General features: G+C 59.8%; 15 protein-coding genes and 1 pseudogene. 9 read left to right on the top strand and 7 right to left on the bottom strand.

Annotated features, from left to right (window positions below; all coding sequences use genetic code 11):
* Positions 1–169 precede the first annotated feature (169 nt).
* Positions 170–1687, top strand: a complete 1518-nt coding sequence (adh, locus tag QE432_RS23450) for an aldehyde dehydrogenase (RefSeq protein ID WP_003513477.1) — start codon at positions 170–172, stop codon at positions 1685–1687.
* 143 nt (positions 1688–1830) lie between these two features.
* On the opposite strand, the pseudogene QE432_RS23445 reads toward adh, so the two are convergent.
* Positions 1831–4099, bottom strand: a pseudogene (locus QE432_RS23445) (methyl-accepting chemotaxis protein).
* A gap of 190 nt (positions 4100–4289) precedes the next feature.
* On the opposite strand from QE432_RS23445, the gene QE432_RS23440 reads away from it, so the two are divergent.
* From QE432_RS23440 to QE432_RS23425, 4 genes are read left to right on the top strand one after another with little or no spacing between them, the layout of a single operon-like run.
* Complete coding sequence (locus QE432_RS23440; RefSeq protein ID WP_111783587.1) at positions 4290–5129, top strand: glycosyltransferase family 2 protein; 840 nt, start codon at positions 4290–4292, stop codon at positions 5127–5129.
* Positions 5130–5149: 20 nt separating this feature from the next.
* The gene (locus QE432_RS23435) at positions 5150–5437 is read left to right on the top strand and encodes a lipid-A-disaccharide synthase N-terminal domain-containing protein (protein ID WP_019565216.1); all 288 of its coding nucleotides are present in this window, start codon (positions 5150–5152) and stop codon (positions 5435–5437) included.
* Complete coding sequence (locus tag QE432_RS23430; protein ID WP_306625906.1) at positions 5412–6920, top strand: ArnT family glycosyltransferase; 1509 nt, start codon at positions 5412–5414, stop codon at positions 6918–6920. Before QE432_RS23435 ends, QE432_RS23430 begins: the two co-directional genes overlap by 26 nt.
* A complete protein-coding gene (locus QE432_RS23425; protein ID WP_065702314.1) occupies positions 6910–7758 on the top strand; it encodes a phosphatase PAP2 family protein in 849 nt (282 codons plus the stop codon). The genes QE432_RS23430 and QE432_RS23425 overlap by 11 nt, the downstream gene beginning before the upstream one ends.
* 231 nt (positions 7759–7989) lie before the next feature.
* Here QE432_RS23425 and QE432_RS23420 read toward each other — a convergent pair whose 3' ends face one another.
* The 6 genes from QE432_RS23420 to lgt all read right to left on the bottom strand — a co-directional run bounded on the left by QE432_RS23420 (position 7990) and on the right by lgt (position 14045).
* On the bottom strand, positions 7990–8922 hold the full coding sequence (locus tag QE432_RS23420; protein WP_003513466.1) for a ribose-phosphate pyrophosphokinase: 933 nt from the start codon (positions 8920–8922) through the stop codon (positions 7990–7992).
* Positions 8923–9142: 220 nt separating this feature from the next.
* Entirely contained in the window at positions 9143–9919 is a 777-nt protein-coding gene (locus QE432_RS23415) for a hypothetical protein (protein ID WP_038491763.1), read from the bottom strand.
* A 90-nt stretch (positions 9920–10009) separates the two neighbouring features.
* The gene (locus QE432_RS23410; protein WP_065702315.1) at positions 10010–11161 is read right to left on the bottom strand and encodes a M24 family metallopeptidase; all 1152 of its coding nucleotides are present in this window, start codon (positions 11159–11161) and stop codon (positions 10010–10012) included.
* Positions 11162–11956 (bottom strand): peptidoglycan editing factor PgeF, encoded by a 795-nt coding sequence (gene pgeF / locus QE432_RS23405; RefSeq protein ID WP_003513461.1) that lies wholly within the window; start codon positions 11954–11956, stop codon positions 11162–11164.
* 160 nt (positions 11957–12116) lie between these two features.
* Positions 12117–13217, bottom strand: coding sequence for a class I SAM-dependent methyltransferase (locus QE432_RS23400; RefSeq protein ID WP_019565221.1), 1101 nt, complete (start codon positions 13215–13217; stop codon positions 12117–12119).
* A gap of 15 nt (positions 13218–13232) precedes the next feature.
* Positions 13233–14045 (bottom strand): prolipoprotein diacylglyceryl transferase, encoded by an 813-nt coding sequence (gene lgt, locus QE432_RS23395; RefSeq protein WP_029658791.1) that lies wholly within the window; start codon positions 14043–14045, stop codon positions 13233–13235.
* Between the two features lie 308 nt (positions 14046–14353).
* Between lgt and QE432_RS23390 the strand changes: the two genes are divergently transcribed.
* From QE432_RS23390 to QE432_RS23375, 4 genes are all read left to right on the top strand, one after another.
* Entirely contained in the window at positions 14354–14617 is a 264-nt protein-coding gene (locus QE432_RS23390) for an accessory factor UbiK family protein (protein WP_013636582.1), read from the top strand.
* A gap of 432 nt (positions 14618–15049) precedes the next feature.
* On the top strand, positions 15050–15550 hold the full coding sequence (locus tag QE432_RS23385) for a YbjN domain-containing protein (protein WP_006311131.1): 501 nt from the start codon (positions 15050–15052) through the stop codon (positions 15548–15550).
* A 2-nt stretch (positions 15551–15552) separates the two neighbouring features.
* The gene (proC, locus tag QE432_RS23380; protein ID WP_306625902.1) at positions 15553–16371 is read left to right on the top strand and encodes a pyrroline-5-carboxylate reductase; all 819 of its coding nucleotides are present in this window, start codon (positions 15553–15555) and stop codon (positions 16369–16371) included.
* 27 nt (positions 16372–16398) lie between these two features.
* The gene (locus QE432_RS23375) at positions 16399–16740 is read left to right on the top strand and encodes a tRNA-binding protein (protein WP_003513443.1); all 342 of its coding nucleotides are present in this window, start codon (positions 16399–16401) and stop codon (positions 16738–16740) included.
* The last annotated feature ends 82 nt before the right edge of the window (positions 16741–16822 follow it).

Below are 16822 nucleotides of genomic sequence, written 5' to 3'. Positions count from 1 at the left end.
ATAAGAGACGATACCCGCTCAATTCAGCGGGATCGGAGCGGGTTTGTCGCAGATGTGAGACAATGTGCGCTGCGGAACCGCGCGGTGCCACTACCCGCCACGATCATCTAGGCCCACCTTCCTGTCATGCGGTCCGTCGCGGATCGTTTTCATCAGGGAGGATGAAATCATGAATATTCAGGTTCAGCACAAAGCTGGCGAAGCGCCCTTCAAGCTGAAATACGGAAATTTCATCGGCGGCAAATGGGTGGAGCCGAAATCCGGCCGCTACATGGACAATCTGTCGCCGGTAACGGGTCACAAGATTTGTGAGGTTCCGCGCTCCGATGCGGCCGATATCGAACTCGCACTGGATGCCGCCCACCAGGCGCGGGAGAAGTGGGGCAAGACGAGCGTTACCGAACGTTCCAACATCCTGCTCAAGATTGCCCAGCGCATCGAGGACAATCTGGATCTCATCGCACGGGCCGAAACCTGGGATAACGGCAAGCCGCTACGCGAGACCACCAATGCGGATATTCCGCTGACGATCGACCATTTCCGCTATTTCGCGGGCTGCATCCGCGCGCAGGAAGGCACGATCGGCGAAATCGACAATGACACGGTCGCTTATCATTTCCATGAGCCTCTCGGCGTCGTCGGCCAGATTATTCCGTGGAACTTCCCGATCCTGATGGCCGCATGGAAACTTGCGCCGGCACTCGCCGCCGGCAACTGCGTGGTACTGAAGCCGGCGGAACAGACGCCTGCTTCTATTCTGGTGGTGATGGAGCTTATCGAAGACCTGCTGCCGCCGGGCGTGCTCAACATCGTCAACGGCACTGGTGTTGAAGCGGGCAAGCCGCTGGCGCAGAGCAAGCGCATCGCCAAGATCGCCTTCACCGGCTCCACCCCCGTCGGCAAGGAAATCATGCGTTATGCGGCCGACAATGTCACAAACATCACGCTGGAGCTGGGCGGCAAGTCGCCGAACATCTTCTTTGCCGATGTGATGAATGAAGACGACGCCTTCCTTGACAAGGCGCTTGAAGGTTTCGCCTTCTTCGCGCTCAACCAGGGCGAAGTCTGCACATGCCCGTCGCGTGCGCTGGTGCATGAATCGATCTACGACCGCTTTATGGAAAAGGCGATCAAGCGCGTTCAGGCCATCAGCCAGGACGACCCGCTCAATCCGTCGACCATGCTGGGTGCGCAGGCCTCGCAGGAACAGTTCGACAAGATCATGCGCTATCTGGATATCGGCAAGAAGGAAGGCGCAAAGGTTCTGACCGGCGGTGACCGCAAGACGCTCACGGGCGATCTTAAGGACGGTTATTACATTCAGCCGACGGTCTTCGAAGGCAACAACAAGATGCGGGTTTTCCAGGAGGAAATCTTCGGTCCTGTTGTTTCGGTCACCACCTTCAAGACGGTGGAAGAAGCGCTCGAAATCGCCAATGACACGGTTTACGGTCTTGGCGCTGGCGTCTGGAGCCGCGATACCAATATCGCCTATCGCGCTGGCCGTGGCATCGAAGCGGGCCGCGTGTGGACCAATTGCTACCACGTCTATCCGGCCGGTGCCGCCTTTGGCGGTTACAAGCAGTCGGGCATTGGTCGCGAGACCCACAAGATGATGCTCGATCACTATCAGCAGACCAAGAACCTGCTCGTATCCTACAGCCCGAACAAGGTTGGCTTCTTCTGAGTTCCTCCCCGGAAGCCGGCGACGGATCGTCCTGATTTCCGGCCGCCGGCGAGTTCCCAGGGGCTTCGGTCCCTGGGAACCCGGATGAAGTTCAGCAAAATAAAAGGCCGGAGGTTTTGCCTCCGGCCTTTTTTTACTGCGGACTATGCCGCGTAACGCTGGTCGCGGTTTCGGGTGGCGCCTACGGAGAACTGGCCCACCTGTTCGGTCAGGCCATCAGCTTCGCTTGCGAGCGAGAAGGCCGCAGCTGTCGTTTCCTCCACCATCGCCGCGTTCTGCTGCGTCACATGGTCGAGTTCGTTGACGGAGGCGTTGATTTCGCCGAGGCGGCCGGATTGTTCGCGCGATGCTGTGGCGATTTCACCGATCTGATCGTTGACCGACTGGATGCGTTTCTGGATCTGCTCGAGGCTTTCTCCGGTTTTCAGCACCAGTGCCACGCCGCTTTCCACATCGCCCGCAGAGGTGGCGATGAGCGTCGTGATATCCCGTGCGGCAGCCGCCGATTTCTGCGCGAGTTCCCGCACTTCCTGTGCCACGACCGCAAAGCCCTTTCCGGCCTCACCGGCGCGGGCGGCCTCAACCCCGGCGTTCAGCGCCAGAAGATTGGTCTCGGAAGGCAATCTGGTCGATGACGTCGATGATCTGGCGGATCTTGGACGACGACGTCTCGATACGCTCCATGGCGACGATCGCTTCTTTGACGACAGCGGTGGATTTATGGGCATCCTGCATGGTTTCCGCCGTCGTTCCGACTGCGACGTCACAGCGGGAGAGTGAAACGTTGACGGCCTGCGTCATGTCTCCAAGTGCGGCGGCTGCTTCCTCTAGGGCGGCCGCCTGGCGTTCCGTGCGCCGCGACAGATCTTCCGATGCGCTTTTCAGCTCGCCGGAGCCGGAGCGGATGGCGTTGGCGCTTTCGCCGATGCTGGAGATCGTCGCATCCAGCCCCGCTATGGAGTTGTTGAAATCGACGCGCAGATGGTCGAGCGACGGCACGAAGGGTTTTTCAATGCGAAGATCGAGCCTGCCCGCAGCAAGATTGGCAAGGCCGGTCGCAAGCGCATCGACTGCTTCTTCCAGTTCCTTTGCACTTCTTGCCTTTTCCATCTCACGCTGGGCACGTTCCTCGTCCAGTTCCTCGCTTTTGCGATGGGACTCGGTTTCCATTCGCTGCTTGTCGAGAATGCCCTGGCGGAAGGATTCCAGTGCGCGCGCCATCGTGCCGATTTCGTCGCCACGGGAAACGGCCTTGATCTCAATATTATGGTCACCACCGTTCAGACGTTCCATCAACCCGGCAAGGCCGGTCAGCGGCTTGGTCAGGCTGGCGGAAACAAAAATGCCGATGAGTGTCATGACGGCAAGCACCGCAAGTGTTGCAAGCGTTGCCCAGAAGGCGAGATCATTGGCCGCTGCGAGCACCTTGCTCTCCTGCTGGCCGATGGCCAGAAGATGCTTCTGTCCGAAAACGGAGACCGGACGATAGGCGTAGAAGATGCTGCCCGCAGGGGTCTTCGCCATGACCGTTCCGGCTTCGCTGGCACCTGTAAGTGCTGCGAGACTTTCGGAAACGGCGACTCCAGCCCCACCGGAGAGCACGCCCGCGCGAAGTTTGCCTTCAGCGCTCAGAAGAACGGCGTCGTCGATGGACTTGCCGGTTTCCTCAGGTGTTACCACCGCACCGATACGGTCTGCGGAAATGCGCATGATGACGGCGCCCTTGCGCTGCAACTGACCCCAGTTCGAGACCGCAAGCGGCATGCCGATCAGGGCCGACTCATTGGTGCCGCCATCGCTGAACCCAGTTGTGCTGATGACACCGTCCTTGCCGGCCTCGATGCGGTCGAACAATTCCTTGATCGCACTGTTTTGCGGTTCCGTCACATTGGTCAGGAAGTTCTTGCCCTTGGTCACGGAATAGATAATGAGGCCTGCCTTGTCGATGACGTAGATGTCGCTGACCCGGGTGTTGCGCCAGACGCTGGCGATGGCCGCGTTGATCGTGGCGTGGCGAATGGCATAGAGCAGCCGCAAGCCTTCACCGTTGAAGGAGGCGCGCTCCTCCTCGGATACGCCCTCGCGGCGGAATGCCTGAATGATCGCATCCTTTTCCGTCGGTACGACCGTGGTCATGGTTTCCAGCGCCTGAGCGATCGCAGCGTTCTGCGACAGCTCGGAAATGCTTTGTTCGACGCGCAGCGTATAGGCATCAAGCTGTTTGGACTGGTTTCCCGCAACCGTCTCGAGCCTGATCTTGCTGGCGTCGATCAGGCCGGACTTGCCCATTTCGTATGACAGCAGCCCAACGGCCAGGCACGAAACCAGCGTCGCGCCCGTGACGAGCGCTGCGAATTTGGCCTTGATTGACAATGATTTAGCTTTGACAGCAGTCGGATTTGCACCCGGCATCCTGTTTCCTCCCCCCAAAAGAACGTTGCGGTACCGTCGCAACAATTGTTTACGGTCGCGTTAAGCTTGGCGGGGAATTGTATGATTATTTCCCGTATACCGTGAAAAAATCCAAGGCCCTGGCCGGCCATTCTCCGTAATAAAACTGCAATGGAACGGGCGCATACCGTGCGAAGTTCAACGGCTGTTCATATTCATGCAAGCTTTTCGCGCTCCTGCTCTTGCCACTATCGACGATGTTTGCGGAACACCCGCGGCTGGATATGACGGAGCCCCTTTGAGATCGATCCCGGATTTCGCGGTTATCGTACCCATGCACAATGAGGAAGCGAGCGTTGAAACGCTTGTCGCTGAGATCGTTGCTGCCTGCCAGCCGGTCGGTCCGTTCGAGATTATCGTGGTGGACGACGCATCTTCCGATTGCACGGCGGATGTGGCGCTTTCGCTTGCCGGGCGTTATCCGATGCTGCGGCTGGTGCGGCATGACCGGCAGGGCGGGCAATCGGCTGCGATCCACAGCGGTGTGCAGGCAGCGCGCGCGCCGGTTGTCTGTATGCTTGACGGAGACGGGCAGAACCCGCCGGACAATCTGCCGGCGCTTCTTGCGCCGCTTCTTGCCACGAACGCGCCGAGCCGGCTTGCGCTTGTGGCCGGGCAGCGTGTCGGCCGGCGCGATACGCTTGCAAAACGTCTTTCCTCCCGCTTCGCCAATGGCTTGCGGGCGCGGATATTGAAGGACGGCACGCGGGATACCGGCTGCGGCCTCAAGGCTTTCCGTCGCGACGCCTATCTCGCCTTGCCCTATTTCGATCACCACCACCGCTATTTTCCGGCGCTCTTCAATCGCGACGGCTGGCAGGTTGCCCATGTCGACGTCACACACCGGGCGCGTCTGCATGGCAATTCCCATTACACCAATATCGGCCGCGCGCTTGTCGGCATCCACGACCTGATCGGCGTTGCCTGGCTGTTGCGGCGGCGCAAGCGGGCAAGCTGGGCCGAAACCTTCAAGACGGAGACATCGCCGTGAACGCACCGGCCTTATGGTCCATGCTGCATGTGAACAGCTGGAAGGAATTTCTCTGGGTCTGCACCGGCTTTATGGGCCAGATGCTGTTCACCATGCGTTTTCTGGTTCAATGGATTTCGTCGGAACGGGCGAACCGCTCGGTCATTCCGGTAGCCTTCTGGTATTTCTCCATCGTCGGCGGCCTTGTGCTGCTATTATACGCGATCTGGCGTCGCGATCCGGTTTTCATTCTGGGACAGGCCTCCGGCCTGTTCATTTATGCCCGAAATCTCTGGTTGATCCATGCAGAACGCCGCCAGCATGCATGAGGCCGCAGCTCTGCCTTACGCGCAGGCGAATGAGCAGCGCCAATGGATGACGTTTGCGCTTGCGGCAATCGTGCTCGTCACCGTGCTGCGCGTCCTCGGGCTTGCTTTGAACCGCACCGATCTTTTCGTTGATGAGGCGCAATATTGGCTGTGGGGCCGGGAGATGGCGTTCGGCGCCTATTCCAAGCCACCGCTGATCGGCTGGATCATTCGCGCCGCCACCACTCTGAGTGGCGGCGAGAGCACCTTCGACGTGCGGCTCGCCGCGCCGGTCATCCATGGCATAGCGGCCGCGGCGATCCTTGCGCTCGGGCGCATGATCTATGATGCGAAGCTCGCCTCGCTGGCTGCCGTCATCTATCTGACGCTGCCCGCCGTGACGCTCGGCAGTCTGCTGATCTCGACCGATACGCCGATGATGCTGTTCATCGTGCTGTCGATGATCTGCATGCGCAAGCTCGCGGAAGCACGCGCTGCCGGTGTGTCCGCGATGCTCTGGAGTATTGCGCTCGGTCTAAGCTTCGGCCTCGGGCTGATGTCTAAATATGCGATGATCTATTTTCTGCCCTGCTTCATCGCTGCCGGCTGGCTGTGCGTGGGCTGGCGCATCCGTTGGCGTGACGCCGGTATTGCTGTAGTTGTCTGCGCCGCCGTCATCGCTCCCAATCTGTGGTGGAATGCTGCGCATGATTTCATGACCGCGCGCCACACGGCGGACAATGCCAACTGGCATGGCGTTAAGCTGAAAATTGGTCCGGCGCTCGAGTTCTTCTTCTCGCAGGCGGGTGTCGTCGGGCCGTTCGTCTTCATCGGCATGATCGTCGCGACGTTCAGGGCGAAAACCGCTGAAACCCGGGCGCTTGTCGCCCTTTCGGTGCCGATCGTGCTTCTGATCACGGCACAGGGGCTGATGTCGCGGGCGCTCGCCAACTGGGCGGTGGGGGCTTATGCCGCGGGCGTGCTTCTGGCGGTGCCTGTCCTGGCATCCCGGCGTTGGCTCACCGTTTCCAGCCTTGTGCTCGGCGGTATCGTTGCCATCGCACTGCCGCTGATGACGATTGCCGGAACGGAATTGCGCTTGCCGAATGGCGACCTGGCGATGAAGCGCTATCTCGGCAGCTCGGAGCTTGTGTCGACCGGCCTTTCAAGGGCGCGAGAGGCGGGGGCGGATGCAATCGTCGCTGCAGATCGCTCCATTCTGGCCGAGCTTTTTTATCAGCTGCGGGACGAAAAGCTGCTCATGCCGCACGCTCTGCCTGAAACCGGCGTTCCTTCCAGCCACTACGCGCTTCTTTACCCGCTGAAAGCCGGAGAGGCGACAAATCCCGTCTATCTTGCGAGGGCGGACAGCCTGCCGGGTTGTCTCAATGGCGAGGCGCCGCTGTCGACATGGGTTGCCGGGCCGGGCTCGTTAGAGGGCAAGGAAATCGGTCTCTGGCGTCTGCCGCCACAATGCATCCCGAGGGTTGCCGATGGACAATGATCTTTCGCATATGCGGATCACGATCTGGGTTACATTCGCCACATTGGCGCTCGTCATCCTGTTCGCGACCTTCCCGTCCATCGACCTCGAGTTTTCTTCCCTGTTTTTCTCGCCCGAAGCGCGCCTGTGGGCTGGAAGCCTGCCGGTTCCGGAGTGGTTTCGCGATACGTTGCGGGAGTTAACGGAACTGGCCGCACTTCTGGCCTCCATTGTTCTGGTCGGCAACATCAGGCTGGGCGCGATGCAGCGCACCGGCTGGCGCGTCTGGGCCTTTCTCTGCGGGCCTGTGGTGCTCTGTGCCGGGCTTCTGGTAAACGGGGTGCTGAAGGCCAATATCGGCCGCGCCCGCCCGTTCAGCGTCAGCGATTTCGGTGGACATCAGCTTTTTACGCCGCCTTTCCAGTTCAGCACGCAATGTTATTCAAACTGTTCGTTTTCCTCCGGGGAAACGGCGCTCATAGCGAGCTTTTTCCTGCCGCTCTGCGCGCTTGTCTGGAACCGCCTGCAATGGGGCGGGCGTCTTTTCATGGGCAGCACTGCCGCCGGCGCCATCATCCTCATGTCCGGTCTGCGTATTGCAGCTGGCGGGCATTTTCTCAGCGATGTGGTGATGTCCGTGCTGTTTTCCGCACTGACGACGCTGTTCCTTTACCGGGCGCTGGCAATTGCCCGTCATCGTCATCTATTTACCGGCGATGCCGTTACGGCCGATGCCATCAGCCTTTGGCGCAATGGCAGCCATGCTGTTCGCACCCGCGCTCGGCGCTGGTGGCCGAAAATCAAGGCCGCCGCCACACGGCTGCAACGACCGCCGGATGCGGGCACGGCATCTTCCTGAGTGGTGCAGATGGAGTGCTGCGATCTCTGCGGATGCTGAGATAGCTGGCAAAATTGATAAGCTTTCTTCTCATCATGCCAATCTTTAACCGGCATCCAGCCACGGCGCGGACGCGCCGTAAGAAAGGGTCTCACGCGATCAAAGACTTGATCGCACTGGACCCCGGACTAAATCCGGGGTGACAGTATGCGGATGCAGTGATTTTGCAGATGTACGAGAGAAACGATTGCTTCAGTCGAACAGGCCGGAAACCGACTGTTCCTGCGCGGTGCGGTTGATCGCTTCGCCCAGAAGGCCCGCAGTGCTGATCACGCGTATATTGTGCGCGGACTGGACGCTGGTGGTCGGCTGGATGCTGTCGGTGATGACGAGTTCGCGCAGCTTCGATGAGGCCACGCGGGCAACGGCGCCGCCGGAAAGCACGCCGTGCGTGATATAGGCGGTGACGCTGGTTGCGCCCTTTTTCAACAGCGCTTCGGCAGCATTGCAGAGCGTGCCGCCGGAATCGATGATATCGTCGATCAGGATGCAGTCCTTGCCGGATACGTCGCCGATGACGTTCATGACTTCGGATTCACCCGGACGGTCACGGCGTTTGTCGACGATGGCCAGCAGACAGTCCAGACGCTTCGACAGGGCACGGGCGCGCACCACACCGCCAACGTCAGGCGAAACGACCATGACGTTGTTGGTGTCGTAGTGGTCCTTGATATCGCGGGCCAGAATGGGCGCTGCGAAGAGGTTGTCGGTCGGAATATCGAAAAAGCCCTGGATCTGGCCGGCGTGAAGATCGAGCGTCAGAACGCGGTCGGCGCCGGCTTCGGTGATCAGGTTGGCGACGAGCTTGGCGGAAATCGGTGTGCGGGGGCCGGCTTTGCGATCCTGGCGGGCGTAACCGAAATAGGGAAGTACTGCCGTGATGCGTTTTGCCGAGGAGCGGCGCATTGCATCGATCATGATGAGCAGTTCCATCAGATGATCGTTTGCCGGAAACGAAGTGGACTGGACGAGAAAAACGTCCTCCCCGCGTACGTTTTCACTGATTTCTACGAAAATTTCCTGGTCAGCAAACCGCTTTACGGTGGCATTTCCCAAGGGAACGTTGAGATACTTGCAGATCGCTTCGGCAAGGTGCCGGTTCGAATTGCCTGCGAAAACCTTCATTGCGCCCGCCTGTTTCCATGCAATCGCCTTGCGCCACGGGAAAGTGTCTGCCGTAACCAAGCGTCGTTCAAGGGGAGGAACATCCGGCTGAAAAGCCTTTGCCGGATACGCCTTGTTGCCATGCGCGCCTTAATAGCGTTGTTGCTTCCGATTGCAAGAGGACTCCGTGCTTTCGCAATGATTTTCATGAAATCTCTGTGACTTCTCCCGCCGTTTCATCTCATCCCCTTTGAGACTGCTTCCATGACGAATACTCGTTGAGCGTTTTTGCGGCGATATCCTGCATGACCCTGTCGGTCGCGGCGGCCCAGGGATCGCTGCCCTTGGCTGCCACCGTTTCCTGCCCCTGCAGGCGATGGAGCCTGACACCATTGGCATCCAGAACGTCCCAGACGTAGATGATGTTGACCTTGCTGCCATCGGCGAAGGCGGAGAAATATCCCTTGAGGATGTTCTCTGCCGAATTGTCGTTGGAGGCGCGGATTGTCAGCCCCTTTGCCCGCGCCTCGGCGCCCAGTTGCCGCGAAAGCGGCGTGACGGCCTGAACGGGCGCGCCGATGATCGGCAGGAAGCGGATGGTATTGCCGGAAGCGGCGGGGGCAAGTGCGGCCGTCTGCTGTGGAGGCGGCGGCTGGGTGCTGGCGGGTGAGTGGCCTGCAGATTGTCCGGTAGACTGGGTCTGACCAAGAGGTTCGCCGTACTCATTGCCGTTGGAAAGCGCCTGTGCCTGCGCCTGCAGGGAGTTCTGCGGTGCATAAGCGGGCACGGAAGAGGCGGTTGCCGGTGCGCCTGCGGGCGCGCGGTCGGCGGCGGCAGCCATCTGGTCGAGATCGCCCTGCGTCACCGGTGTCGATTGCGAGCTATTGTGGCCGACATTCACCTGCGGCGTCAGCGCCTCCGTGGTGTTGCAGGCCGACAGGGTCAACGCCAGCGCCGGAATGACGAGGACCGAAACGACAAACGTCTGGAAAGGGCGGGTAAACCCCGTCCGGCTCATGCGACGTTTCCTCTCATGTTCCGCTCCTTCTTGCCCAAGGTGGCGGCAATGTAGGGCCGGTTTTCCCGCTCTGTCAAACCCGGTGCAGATTTAAGCTGTGAGAAGATCGAGGCTATGGCGCGAGAGCGGTTCCGGCGCGCCTTCCGTGGTGAGGTAGGTCTGGCCGAGGGTCATGGCGGTGCCGGAATCAGAATCCATCACGATCATGTGCACGAACAGGGTCATGTCGCTGGCGATTTCCTGAGAGTTGCCGGCATGGAACATCTGATGCTCCATCCATGACGGTGAGAAACGCGCGCCCAGCGAATAACCGCAGGAGTTCAGGCGATGGCGGGTCAGTCCACGCTCGTCCATGACGCGGGCGTGCACGTCGAAGACATCGCCGAAGGTCTTGCCGGGCCGCAGCACTTCCTCGATGTCGGTGAGGTTTTGCAGGCAGGCGCTGTAAAGCTCCTTCTGGCGGAAGTCCTGTTCGCCGATCACCACCGTGCGCATCATGGCGGCGTGGTAATGGGCGCTGACACCCGCCCATTCCAACGTCAGCTGATCCTTGTCATCGAGCCTGCGGCGCCCGGCCTTGTAACGGCACAGCAGCGCGTCCGCGCCGGAGCCGATGATAAATTCATTGGCGGGATAGTCACCGCCGCCGGCCAGAACCGCTCCCTGCATTGCCGAGAGGATCGCGGCTTCGTCCGCACCGGGCTTGATGAGCTCCATTGCAGCGTCCAGAGCCTCATCCGCAAGTCTGCCTGCCTTCCTCGCATAGGCGATCTCGGCTGGGCTCTTGATGAGCCGCAAGCTGCTGACCAGATAGGAGGCGTCGATCATCTGGCAGAAGCTGGCAAGCTGGTTGTCCAGCAAGCGGGCGACGCGCCCGGTCATGCCGTGGGTGTCGTATTCCACGCCGATCTTGGCGCCAAGGAGATCGAGATCGCTGAGGAGGTTCTTAAGATCGAGCGTCGGGTCGGCATTGGGCCGGTCTACCCAGACGAGAATATTTTCGATCGTCGAAGTATTCCGGGCCTGCCGCATATCCGCCGAACGGGTCAGAAGCATCATGGAGCCGTCCGACTTGACCACCAGCGTCTGGAAGAAGCAGTAGCCGAAGGTGTCATAGCCGGTAAGCCAGTACATGCTTTCCTGGGCGAAAAGCAGAATGGCGTCCAGCTTCTCTTCCGCCATCTTCGCAATCAGCCGTTCGCGGCGGGCATCGAATTCCGAGAGCTCGAAGTGCAGGGCCATTTAGTCCTCCAGAATTGCGATTGCGGAAATCTGCCGCCCGTAGTCGGGCTCGGCACGGTGGGTCGTGCGGCGGTAGGAATAGAAGCGTTCTTCATCGGGATAGGTGCAGAGGCCGAGGTTTTCCGCTCTCACGCCCGCATTGACCAGCCGGTCCACCGTAAATTGCTTGAGGTCGAATAGCGCATGGCCGCCTTTGTCCGAAGCGGTGAAATAGGCCGCATAGGCAGGATCGAAATCGGTGAAGCGCGCCATATACTCAGGCCCGACCTCATAATTGGCCTGGCTGATGGAGGGGCCGAGGGAGGCGGAGATGCGCTCGCGGCTGGCGCCCAGCTTCCTCATGGTCTCGATCGTGTTTTCGAGCACGCCGAACAATGCGCCCTTCCAGCCGGCATGGGCGGCACCCACAACGCCCGCTTCAGCGTCAGCAAAAAGGATTGGGCCGCAATCGGCGCTCAGAACGCCGAGCACGAAACCCGGTGTCGCCGTCACCATCGCATCGGCCTGCGGGCGGCTGCCGTCATAGCTTTCATCGACCACAAGGACATCAGGAGAATGGACCTGATGCACGGTGGCGAGACGTTCCGGAGACAAGCCGAACCATTGCGTGACGCGCCGGCGGTTTTCCTGCACCAGTTCCGGCTCGTCATTCGAACCGAGGCCGACATTGAGGCCCTGATAAAGCCCCTCGGAGACACCGCCTTGCCGGGTGAAGAAACCGTGACGGACACGGTTTTCACTCAAGGCGGCAAGCAGGGGGCTCTGGATGGGGAGCGGCAGCGTTTCGTTCTGCATGGTGCGGGAGTTCCTTGGAGAATGTCGCTGTTGGCCAGTGGGATGCGTTAAGCGAGATGTTTCCTGTTGCCGCGGCGTTGCGCGGCGTTTGTCTGGTGCAGTGTGTCTGCGTTCGCTTGCTTCGTTCTGGGCCGATGTTGGCCCAGAGGTGATTGCACTGTCAATCCACCGCGCGAAACGGCATGAGATGGAGCGCGGGACTTGAAACGGCGATGACCTTGAAAAGTTCCCCCATCCTGCCAGCCCCTTCGCCAGCGAGACGGTTGACCGCTTCGGCGATTTCAAGCGTCTGGTCGGGTGTAGCTTTTGCGGCAAGGGCGGTTGCCCGTTCCTTCAGGCCAAGACCATAAAGAAAGTCGCCCTGCCTGATGCCGCCATTGACATGAACGCCGTTTGCTTCAGCCGTCCTGATAAGGCTTTCGAAATCGACATGGCTGGTCAGATCGGCTTGCCCGGGATGAGAAAGCGGCGGGTCGAAGGCATGGTTGCGCATGGCCTGCAATGTGTCGCCATATCCGGCGACCAGATGGCCGTAGTCGATCGCGAGTGCGGTGCCGCCATATGCGGACAGGCGCTGGCAGATTGCGGTCATTACGGCTTCGCGGGCGGGTGAGATCTCGAATATGCTGCCTATCGGCTGCCGTTCCGGGCCGGGCGGCAGCAGCGTCGGGTCGATGCCGGCAAGCCCAGTCGAGAAGACCAGTTCACCATCGGTACCAAGACTGACCACCCGTTCGCGGAAACCCTGCGGCGTTTTCACGAATTGCCGGATTGGGATGGCGTCGAAAAGCTCGTTGGCGACGAGGAGCAGGAAACCTTCCGGCACCGCATCGAAACTGTCATGCCATGTCAGCCGTTCGGCATGCGCAGCGAGCGTCTCTTTCTGGATGGCGCAAAGGCGAGGGCTGGTCTCCACCAGATGCACCCGCATCGTCTCGTAAAGTGGTGGGGCGATGCGGCGGATGACGCGCAGCATGTCAGACATCATGGTGCCGCGGCCGGGGCCGATTTCCACCAGACGAATATCTGCGGGTGCGCCATGGCGCTGCCACGCGTGAACCACGAAAACGCCGAGCATTTCGCCGAAAAGCTGACTGACTTCCGGAGCGGTGATGAAATCACCCGATCTGCCAAAAGGCTCGCGGCTCCGGTAATAACCGTGTTCAGGATCGGCGAGGCAAAGCGAGAAGAAATCGGTGACGCTGAGCGGGCCGTTCAGGCGGATGAGGGATTTGATGCGTTGCGCAAGCGGTGTCGTCATGGCAGGCCATTCCGCTTAAGCGCGTATTTTCGCGCGCCGCGCACGCAAGACGGCCCAGAGGCCAAGAAGGAACATCGGCGTGGAGAGTACCATGCCCATGGTCAGCCAGTTGCCCGCGAGATAACCGATCTGGGCGTCCGGCTCGCGGAAGAATTCCACGAAGATGCGCGACAGCGCGTAACCGCAAACGAAGATGCCGGTTACGATGCCAGGTGTCTTGAGCGCCCTGAAAACGTAGATGGTGACCGCCAGAATGACGAGGAGAACGAGGCCTTCGAGTCCCGCTTCGTAAAGCTGGCTGGGGTGACGCGCAAACGGCCCGCCGGTGGGGAACACGACCGCCCAGGGAACGTCGGCGATACGTCCCCACAATTCGCCATTGATGAAATTGGCGATGCGTCCGAACAGCAGGCCGACAGGTGCGACGGCTGCGATGATATCGAACATGCTCCAGACAGGGATGCCGTTCTTGCGGGCGAAGAGGATCATGGCGATGGTCGTGCCGATCAGGCCGCCATGGAACGACATGCCGCCGTTCCATATCTCAAGTGCTCTTATAGGGTTTGCGGCGACGGCGCCAAGATCGTAAAACAGGATGTAGCCGATGCGCCCGCCAAGCACGATGCCGCCGGCTGCCCACAGGATGAAGTCGTCAAGATGCTGCGCCGAGATCGGCGATGTATCGTTTGGCCACAGGCGAGGCGTAAGCGCAAGGCGGCGGGCATAAAACCAGCCGAGCATGATGCCGGCGACATAGGCAATGCCGTACCAATGGATCGCCAGAGGCCCGAGAGACAGGGCAACCGGATCGATATTCGGAAATGGCATGATGGCAAGTTGGGTGGGAGCGGCTAACAATCCGTATATTCCGTCATCGTTGCTGGGCGGACAACAGAATGACCCATTGCCTCAAGGAGCCGGGCGATGATGCTCTCCGGTCTCTTTACGCGAGGAAAATGGCGATTGCCGCAGCGCCGGTCAAGATTATTCTTCAAGGGACGCTTTGCGATGCCGAAGGCCATTGCAAGCCATGTGGATTTTTCGATTTTGCTTGCAAGGCGGCTGTCGAGTGCCTACCTGAAAGGCATCAACAGCAGGGAACGGAACGCTCCCTGAACCGACGAAGGAACAGGGCCATGACCACGACAGGCACCAATCGTTTTCTGGATGAATTCGCAAAGCTGATGACCGATGCGGCGGGCGCTGCGCAGGGAATGCGCAAGGAGGCCGAGGCTGCCTTGCACGCACAGGCGGATCGCTGGCTGAACAGCCTCGACGTGGTCAAGCGCGAGGAATTCGACGCGGTGCGCGAGATGGCGATCAAGGCGCGCGATGAAAACGATGCGTTGCGCGCTCGCATCGAGGCTCTGGAAGCAAAGCTTTCTGCTGCCAAGGATTGATTCTTTTCGCGCTTTTTCATCAAGAGGTCCCGGATCGCCTGCGATTCCGGGACTTTTTGTTTGCGGGCCATGCAACCCGAAATTATTCCCTGTCGATCCGGACCTGCCTCCATCGTTAATTTTTTGAGGCCTGTGGACACTTCCAAAAAACGCAATTGCCAGAGTCGCTTATGTATCTCGCCTGAGGTGATGGGGGAGAAGATATCCACTGTTCAAAAAGTAAAAATGCTGCCCGAGGGGTGGCAGCAGGACTCGGCCATTATACACTGATTTTAAATGATGATTCGAAACGAACCTGGTAAGCTCCACACAGGGTGAATGTGTAACTCTGTTGGTGTCGGGCAATCGTCTCAAGTGTTGAATCCGGTTTGTGTGTGCGTTTTGTGCCCGGCGTTCAAAGCAGAACATCCATACCGGATGAGAAGGTGCCGCATGAGCCTGATAGAATTTGAAATTGAGCGCCAGTCCAATCCCGTGGACATGATCGAGATTGTCGCCGCCTCGAACGACTGGTCGTTCGAACGTTCCGGCGAAGACGAGATCGCCATGACGGTGGCGGGCCACTGGGCCGATTATCACGTTTCCTTTTCCTGGATGGAAGATTTTGAGGCACTGCATCTGGCGTGCGCCTTCGACATCAAGGTGCCCGATCAGCGCGTCAACGAAGTCATTCGCCTGTTGTCTCAGGTCAACGGCCAGGTACTGATGGGTCATTTCGATCTGTGGCGGCAGGAAGATGTTGTGATCTTCCGCCAGTCGCTGCTTCTGGCTGGCGGTGCGGAGCCTAACAACCAGCAGGTGGAAGTGCTGCTTTCCAGCGCGCTTGAGGCATGCGAACAATATTATCAGGCATTCCAGTTCGTCGTATGGTCGGGGCTGGATGCGAAAAGTGCAATTGAAGCGGTCATGTTCGAGACCGTCGGAGAAGCTTGAAAATGGTCTACAGGGCTTCCGGTCCTCTCGTCCTCGTTGGGGCGGGCAATATGGGCGGCGCTTTGCTTTCGGGCTGGCTGAAAAAGGGCGTGCCGGGTTCGCAGGTTATCGTCATCGATCCGCGCCCCTCCGACGCCATGCGCACGACAATTGCGGAAGCGGGCGCCACGCATAGCGAAAGCGTGCCTGATGGCGTGAAGGCGGGCATTCTGTTTGTCGCGGTAAAACCGCAGATGATGGAAGCAGTGCTACCCTCCCTCAAGCCCTTGCTCGGACCCGAGACCGTCGTCGTTTCGATTGCGGCCGGCACCACCATCGGCACTTTCGTTTCGCATTTCGGCTCGATCGCCGCCGTGCGGGCCATGCCGAACACGCCGGCCATGGTTGGCCGTGGCGTGACGGGCGCCTACGCCAACGAATTGGTGACGCCGGCGCTAAAGGCAGTGGTTGATGGATTGCTGAAGGTCAGCGGTCCGGTCGAATGGGTGGAAACCGAAAGCGATATCGATGCGGTTACCGCGGTTTCGGGAAGCGGTCCGGCCTATGTCTTCTATCTGGTTGAATGCATGGCGGAAGCCGGTCGCAAGGCAGGTCTGCCGGCGGATATAGCCATGCGGCTGGCGCGTGAAACCGTGGCCGGTGCGGGCGAACTCCTGCATCAGTCTTCTGACGAGGCGGCGCGCCTGCGCCAGAACGTGACCTCGCCGGGCGGTACAACGGCCGCCGCACTTTCGGTGCTGATGGCCGAAGACGGTATGCAGCCCCTGTTTGACAAGGCGATCGCTGCGGCGAAAAATCGCGCCGAAGAACTGGCTGGTTGAAGACGAGCAGGCTGGCGGGAGCAGGGCATGAGCAGTGAAATTTCCTATGCCGATTTCGAGAAGGTCGATATCCGTGTCGGCACGATCGTTGAGGCAGAGCCTTTTCCGGAAGCACGCAAGCCGGCGATCAAGGTGAAGATCGATTTCGGCCCCGAGATCGGCATCAAGAAATCCTCGGCGCAAATCACGGTGCACTATACCCCGGAAAGTCTGATCGGCCGGCAGGTGCTGGGTGTGGTGAATTTTCCACCGCGCCAGATTGGCCCGTTCCGCTCCGAAGTTCTGACATTGGGGTTTGCCGATGGCAACGGCGACATCGTGCTTGCCGCGGTCGAGCGGCCGGTGCCGAACGGCGAGAAAATGTGCTGAGAAAGCGCAACAACACGCAACCCAAAGATTGCGCAGGCTGAACACTCTTTCTCCGTCATTCCGGTTCAAGGCTGGAATGACG

Origin of the sequence: Agrobacterium sp. SORGH_AS_0745 (assembly GCF_030818995.1) — a bacterium.
Classification (GTDB): domain Bacteria; phylum Pseudomonadota; class Alphaproteobacteria; order Rhizobiales; family Rhizobiaceae; genus Agrobacterium; species Agrobacterium tumefaciens.
The sequence above is the reverse complement of the archived record's forward strand: the minus strand, read 5'-3'. Positions and strand labels throughout refer to the sequence as shown.

Excerpts from the sequence above, each read along its gene's own strand:
- QE432_RS23385 (WP_006311131.1), top strand. The coding sequence starts at position 15,050 with ATGAGCCTGATAGAATTTGAAATTGAGCGCCAGTCCAATCCCGTGGAC.
- QE432_RS23390 (WP_013636582.1), top strand. The coding sequence starts at position 14,354 with ATGACCACGACAGGCACCAATCGTTTTCTGGATGAATTCGCAAAGCTG.
- QE432_RS23375 (WP_003513443.1), top strand. The coding sequence starts at position 16,399 with ATGAGCAGTGAAATTTCCTATGCCGATTTCGAGAAGGTCGATATCCGT.
- QE432_RS23420 (WP_003513466.1), bottom strand. The coding sequence starts at position 8,922 with ATGAAGGTTTTCGCAGGCAATTCGAACCGGCACCTTGCCGAAGCGATC.
- QE432_RS23425 (WP_065702314.1), top strand. The coding sequence starts at position 6,910 with ATGGACAATGATCTTTCGCATATGCGGATCACGATCTGGGTTACATTC.
- proC (WP_306625902.1), top strand. The coding sequence starts at position 15,553 with ATGGTCTACAGGGCTTCCGGTCCTCTCGTCCTCGTTGGGGCGGGCAAT.
- pgeF (WP_003513461.1), bottom strand. The coding sequence starts at position 11,956 with ATGCAGAACGAAACGCTGCCGCTCCCCATCCAGAGCCCCCTGCTTGCC.
- QE432_RS23410 (WP_065702315.1), bottom strand. The coding sequence starts at position 11,161 with ATGGCCCTGCACTTCGAGCTCTCGGAATTCGATGCCCGCCGCGAACGG.
- lgt (WP_029658791.1), bottom strand. The coding sequence starts at position 14,045 with ATGCCATTTCCGAATATCGATCCGGTTGCCCTGTCTCTCGGGCCTCTG.
- QE432_RS23400 (WP_019565221.1), bottom strand. The coding sequence starts at position 13,217 with ATGACGACACCGCTTGCGCAACGCATCAAATCCCTCATCCGCCTGAAC.
- QE432_RS23415 (WP_038491763.1), bottom strand. The coding sequence starts at position 9,919 with ATGAGCCGGACGGGGTTTACCCGCCCTTTCCAGACGTTTGTCGTTTCG.
- QE432_RS23435 (WP_019565216.1), top strand. The coding sequence starts at position 5,150 with ATGCTGCATGTGAACAGCTGGAAGGAATTTCTCTGGGTCTGCACCGGC.
- adh (WP_003513477.1), top strand. The coding sequence starts at position 170 with ATGAATATTCAGGTTCAGCACAAAGCTGGCGAAGCGCCCTTCAAGCTG.
- QE432_RS23430 (WP_306625906.1), top strand. The coding sequence starts at position 5,412 with ATGCAGAACGCCGCCAGCATGCATGAGGCCGCAGCTCTGCCTTACGCG.